Origin of the sequence: Sphingomonas sp. Ant H11, assembly GCF_000797515.1 — a bacterium.
In the GTDB taxonomy this organism is placed as follows: Bacteria; Pseudomonadota; Alphaproteobacteria; order Sphingomonadales; family Sphingomonadaceae; genus Sphingomonas.
This window is the reverse complement of record NZ_JSBN01000123.1, coordinates 1-5,769: the sequence shown is the minus strand read 5'-3', so window position 1 is coordinate 5,769 and position 5,769 is coordinate 1. Positions and strand designations below refer to the sequence as shown.

Below are 5,769 nucleotides of genomic sequence, written 5' to 3'. Positions count from 1 at the left end.
GGGGGTGACCGGGCGCTGCATCTCGATGGGCTGGCGGACCTCGCCGATGGCTGCGGGGCTGCGCACAAGGATCGCGCCCGCTTGCTGGCGGTGATGGCGGATCCGCATGTCGGCAGCTTCGGCGTGGTCGTGATCGTGCTGCAATTGCTCGCCAAGCTGGTGCTGGTCCACGCCCTGATCGCGGCGGGCGATGTTTTCCCTGCGTTGATCCTGCTGCCCTTTGCCGCGCGCATCGGGCCGCTGGTGTGGGCGCTGTGGCTGCCGCCGCTGCATGCAGGGCTTGGCGCGCGCTTCGTCGAGCATGTGCGCATATCGCACATCGTCGGGTGGTCCGCCCTGCTCGCGGCGAGCGCCGTGGCGGTGCCCGCGATCCTGCTCGTGCTGCCGTTGATCGGCCTGTGGGGCCTGTGGTTGCGGCGAACGCTGGGTGGTGTTTCGGGCGATTGCCACGCGCGGGGATCGAACTCGTCGAAACCGGGTTACTGGTCGCGATCTTAGTCCTGCGCCATCTGTGACATCGCGACCAGCGCGTCGATGTCGAGATGGATTTCGAGCAAAGCGGCAATCTCGTCCAGGGCCCGGTCAACCGCAGCGTGCTGGTCGATGCCACGGCCCGTCCCCCCGATGCGCGCGAGCCATGCCGCGCGCTGACCGGCAAGATCGAGCAGACCATGGACGTAGCTGCCCGCGATGCGCCCGTCGGCGCTGATCGCACCGTCGCTCCGTCCATCGGCCATGCGGGCAACCGGGCGAGCGGTATCGGGGCCCGTGGTTTCGCCCATATGAATTTCGTAGCCCTGGAACGGCGTACCAAGCGCAGTGCCATTCACCCGCTCCAATGTCTTGCGCCCGGCAAGAACGGTATCGACCTTCAACAGGCCCAGCCCGGCCACGCGGCCGGACGGACCTTCGACCCGTGTGGATCGCTGATCGTGTCGCCCAGCATTTGATACCCGCCGCACAGGCCCAGCACATGGCCACCGCGCCGGTAGTGCGCCAGAATATCGATGTCCCATCCTTCGGCGCGTAGGAAAGCAAGGTCGCGATGGTCGCCTTCGACCCGGCCAACACCACCAAAGCAGCCTCAGCCGGGATCGGCTGGCCGGGCGCGATCATCCGCACCTCCACGCCCGGCTCCAGCTTCAGCGGATCGAGATCGTCGAAATTGGCGATGCGCGGCGTGATCGGGCAAGCGATGACGATTCGCTGTTGTTCGCTGACGATCGGGCGTTCGAGAATGACCGCATCCTCGCTCGGCAAGCGCGCCGCTGGAGCAAGCCACGGCACCACGCCAAAGCCTCGCCAGCCCGCCAGTTGCTCGATCAGGCGATAACCGTCCTCGAACAGGGCCGGATCGCCGCGAAACTTGTTGATCAGAAATCCCCGGATCATCGCCGCGTCGTCGGGGTCGATCACCGCGCGCGTGCCGACGATCGCCGCAATCACGCCACCGCGATCGATGTCACCGACCAAGACCACCGGCACTCCGGCCGCGCGCGCAAAGCCCATATTGGCGATATCCCCGGCACGCAGGTTGATCTCGGCAGGCGACCCGGCCCCCTCCACCACCACCACGTCGCATTCGGCGCGCAGCCGGTGGTAGCTCGCCAGCACATCCTCCAGCAGGGCCCCGCGCGCCTGGCGGAAATTGCCCGGGCGCAAGGTGCCGCGCACCTGACCGTGCACGATCAATTGCGATGTATGATCGGCTTGCGGCTTCAGCAGCACCGGATTCATGTCGGTGGTCGGCTCGGTACGGCAGGCGATCGCCTGGGTCGCCTGTGCCCGCCCGATCTCGCCGCCATCGGCAGTGACGGCAGCGTTGTTCGACATGTTCTGCGGCTTGAACGGCCGCACGCGCAGCCCGCGATTGGCAAGCGCGCGGCACAGCCCCGCCACCAGCACCGATTTGCCGACGTCCGAACCCGTCCCCTGCAGCATTACAGCGCCCATACCAGCCCCCCTGCAATTCCCCACAGCAACAGGCACGCCCGGCGATAGATCGCCAGTGCCCGGCGAATGTCGGCGGCCCCCGCATCGCTGCGGCCGCGCGCGCCGATCCAGGGCTTGTCGTACAATACGCCGTCATAAGCGACCGGGCCGACCAGACGCAGATCGAGCGCCCCCGCCATCGCCGCCTCGGTCCACCCGGCATTAGGGGAAGCATGCTTGCCCGCATCGCGTGCCATCGTCCGCCAGCCTTTGCCGGCGGCAAGGCAAATTACCATCCCGGCAAGGCGCGCGGGGATCAGGTTTACCGCATCGTCGATCCGCGCTGCCGCCCAACCGAAGGCGCGCCAACGCTCCTCGCGGTGGCCGATCATGCTGTCGGCTGTGTTGATCGCCTTGTACATCCACACGCCCGGCAACCCCAAAACCAGCAACCAGAAGAGCGGCGCGGCAACGCCGTCGCAAAAGCTTTCGGACAGGCTTTCGATCGCGGCACGGCTGACCCCGGCGGCATCGAGAGCATCTGGATCGCGCCCCACGATCTGCGCAACGGCAGTACGCGCGGTGGGCAAGTCCCGTTGCTCGAGCGCCAGGGCAACCGCACGGACATGGTCATCCAGGCTCCGCTGCGCCAGCGCCGGAAAGGCCAGCAACGCGCAGGCCAGCCACCCGACCGGGCCAAACCCCTCCAACACTGCCCGTTGCAGCAACCAGCTCGCCCCACCGACCGTCCCGATCAGCAGCGCCATCGTGAGAACCCCCAGCGTCCGGCGCGACGCAAAGGAACGGTTGGGACGGTTCCATGCCTGCTCACACGCGTCGAGCATCCGGGCGAACAGGCCGATCGGGTGACCGATCCGCCGGTACAGCCATGCGGGCCACCCGATCGCCGCATCGAGGGCCAGCGCCACCAGCGCGACCGGTTCAGCCACCGGCCAGAGCCCTATCGAGGCGCGCGAGATCTCCGCGCGACGCTGGCACACCCAGCCGCAACCAGCGCGGATCATAGTCGAAGGGTCGCGTCAGAATGCCGGTACGCGCCAGGCGGTCGAACAACGCGCTCGCCTCACACTGCACCAGCCGGAACTGCGGCGAAGCGCCGATCGGCTCCAGTCCGTGGCGGCGCAACACGCGATCCAGCGCCGCTACACGCTCGAACAGGGCAGCGCGGGCGCTGGCGATCCAACCACTATCACCATAAGCCGCCGTGCCGATCGCGATCGCAGCGGCGGACAGCGGCCAACTGCCGACGGTCTCGCGCCAGCGCGCGATTATTGCGGGCGGCCCCACGGCAAAGCCCAGGCGCACGCCCGCCAGACCGAAGAACTTGCCGAACGAACGCGTCACCAGCACCGGCTCGTTCCCGTCGAGCAACGGCACGATGCTGCCGCCGTCCTCCGCATCGATGAACGCCTCATCGACCACCAGCCACCCGCCGCTGCGCGCCAGCCGCCGCGCCAGCCCCATCAGATCGGCAGGCGCAAGCAAGCGCCCATCGGGGTTGGACGGGTTGGCCAGCACGATCGTGCCGCCCTGTCCGGCCAGCTCGATCGCGGCGTCGAAGGATACGGGGACGCTTCCCGGCAGCGCTTCGGCATGGGTGCGATAGCCCGGCCAGACATGGCGGAAGGGCGCGGGCAGGCCAAGCGTCGCTAAACCGCGCAAGCCGAATTCGGTGCCGGGCAGCGCCAGAACCTGCGGCCCCCGCGCCGCGAAATAGCGCATGGCGGTCGTTTCAAGCGCATGAAGCGCGGCGTCGTCCGGCAAGCGCGTCCAGTCGAAGGTCAGCGCGTCGGCCCCCGGCCAGGGGCACGGATTGATCCCGGTCGATAGATCCAGCCACGGTGTCGGCGCGTCGCGATAATGGAGCTGCGCTTCCGCAAGCCGACCGCCATGTATCGTCCATTCCCGCAAGCGCGTATTATCCTGTCGTCTGGTCCTACCCGCGCTCGATCGAACGGTGCAGAGTGCCGCGTCCGCGCTATAGGGCAACGGGACTCTGTTGGAACCGCCAAAGCGATGTCGATTGCATTCACACGGACACAATTGATCCTGGGCGGCGCGCGCTCGGGCAAGAGCGCCTTTGGCCAGCGCCAGGCGGAAGACCTCCCGGGGACGCTGCTCTATGTGGCCACCGCGCAAGCGCTCGATAGCGAGATGGACGATCGCATCGCGCGGCATCGCGCCGAACGGGGGGCGCGCTGGCAAACGCTCGAGGCACCGCTCGCGCTGGCCGAGGCTATTGCCGCGCACAGTCGCCCCGAAACCGTCCTGCTGATCGATTGCCTGACGCTATGGGCTTCCAACCTGTTGTTCGCGGAGGCTGATCTGGCCTCGGCAATCGACGACCTCACCGCTGCTATCGCCGCTGCGCCGGGCAAGATCCTGCTCGTATCCAATGAAGTCGGCCTCGGCATCGTGCCCGACAATGCGCTCGCGCGCCGCTTTCGCGACATGGCGGGCACGATCAACCAGGCGATCGCGCGCACCGTCGATTCGGTGGTGTTCGTCGCCGCCGGCTTGCCGTTGGTGCTGAAATAGCCCTGCAGGGCGTGGTGGGCGATGACCCTACCATATTCGGAGTCTAAAACTTTGATCTAGAAGCGTTGTTTACAGGCTCTTTGTGAGAAATGCCCCTGAGAATGGCCCCAAGTTTTTTCGTGCGCCCGTTCGCTTGATCGGAGTGCCGCTGGACGACCGGGTTTTCGCCAACGTTCTTCCACCGCAAAGTCCGGAAGTTCGAGCGACCAGTCAGGCGACAAGGAGGGCGGGTCGCTCGCCACCAACCGCGAGCGCAAGTCGCTGGTACTCGACGCGAGGTGACCGGATTGCAGATCGGCGAGGCGTTCCTGCGCCTGTCCGGCTATCCGATCGCCAAGGTCACGATCGACCCCGGCGCGCCGCTGCCCGTCATCGCCCCCCGGCTTCGTGCCCGCAGCCTCGACCCCGCGCACCGCCCCCCGACACCGCCACGCCGCCCCCCGACCCCGCAGCGAGGACAGCCCGGATTGGCTGTCGTTCGCAGGACCGTTCTGATGGTCGCCTCGCTCGACAAGATCAGCGACGCAGCCGCAGCCGGCAGCTATTACGAGGCCGACGATTATTGGAGCCGGGGCGGGACCGGGCAATGGCGCGGAGAAGCCGCCCCCGCGCTCGGCCTGCACGGCGACGTGGACTCAGGCGAGTTCGTCACACGCCTCAAGGGCGAGCTGCCCGACGGCAGGCTGCTCGGCACCATCCGGGGCGGCGTGCGCGAACACGTCCCCGGCTACGACCTCACCTTAAGCGCGCCCAAGTCGGTCTCGACCATGGCGCTGCTGGCCGGTGACCGCCGTATTCTCGACGCCCATGCCCGCGCCGTCGATGTGACGATGGGCTGGGTCGAGCACCATACCGGCGTCACCCGCATCCGAAGCGGCGAGCACATCGACCGGGTGCGCACGGGCAGGCTCGCCATCGCGCAGTTCCTTCACGTCACCGCGCGCGAGACCGAGACCGGCCTCCCCGCACCGCACCTCCACACCCACAACGTCATCCTCAACATGACCCAGGACGATGCTGGCACCTGGCGCAGCCTCGACGCGCGCGACCTCTACGCGCTCCAGAAGGACGCAGGCGCGATCTACCATATGGAGATCGCAGCCGAGCTGCGCGACTCGGCTATTCGCTCGCCATCGCACACGACGGCATGTTCGAGATCGAGGGCGTCCCCGAAGACGTGCGGCAGCATTTCTCCGCGCGTTCCGCCCAGATCGAGGCGGCGCTCGCCGCGCGCGGCCAGACCCGCGCCACGGCGACCGCTGCCGAGAAGGCGAGCGA

General features: G+C 67.7%; 3 protein-coding genes and 3 pseudogenes. 3 read left to right on the top strand and 3 right to left on the bottom strand.

Annotated elements, in window-relative coordinates:
* Positions 1–515, top strand: a pseudogene (locus tag NW75_RS18840) (adenosylcobinamide-GDP ribazoletransferase); the annotation flags it as partial.
* On the opposite strand, the pseudogene NW75_RS18835 reads toward NW75_RS18840, so the two are convergent.
* The 3 genes and pseudogenes from NW75_RS18835 to NW75_RS18825 form a co-directional block, all read right to left on the bottom strand.
* Positions 495–1,953, bottom strand: a pseudogene (locus tag NW75_RS18835) (cobyric acid synthase). The pseudogenes NW75_RS18840 and NW75_RS18835 sit on opposite strands and share 21 nt — an antisense overlap.
* Complete coding sequence (cbiB, locus tag NW75_RS18830) at positions 1,941–2,882, bottom strand: adenosylcobinamide-phosphate synthase CbiB (RefSeq protein WP_033966811.1); 942 nt, start codon at positions 2,880–2,882, stop codon at positions 1,941–1,943. The pseudogene NW75_RS18835 and the gene cbiB overlap by 13 nt, the downstream one beginning before the upstream one ends.
* Positions 2,875–3,864 (bottom strand): aminotransferase class I/II-fold pyridoxal phosphate-dependent enzyme, encoded by a 990-nt coding sequence (locus tag NW75_RS18825; RefSeq protein WP_033966809.1) that lies wholly within the window; start codon positions 3,862–3,864, stop codon positions 2,875–2,877. The genes cbiB and NW75_RS18825 overlap by 8 nt, the downstream gene beginning before the upstream one ends.
* Before the next feature lie 105 nt (positions 3,865–3,969).
* On the opposite strand from NW75_RS18825, the gene cobU reads away from it, so the two are divergent.
* Both cobU and mobF read left to right on the top strand, forming a co-directional pair.
* Entirely contained in the window at positions 3,970–4,491 is a 522-nt protein-coding gene (gene cobU, locus NW75_RS18820; protein WP_033966807.1) for a bifunctional adenosylcobinamide kinase/adenosylcobinamide-phosphate guanylyltransferase, read from the top strand.
* Positions 4,492–4,985: 494 nt separating this feature from the next.
* Positions 4,986–5,769: pseudogene (gene mobF, locus NW75_RS18815) on the top strand (MobF family relaxase); the annotation flags it as partial.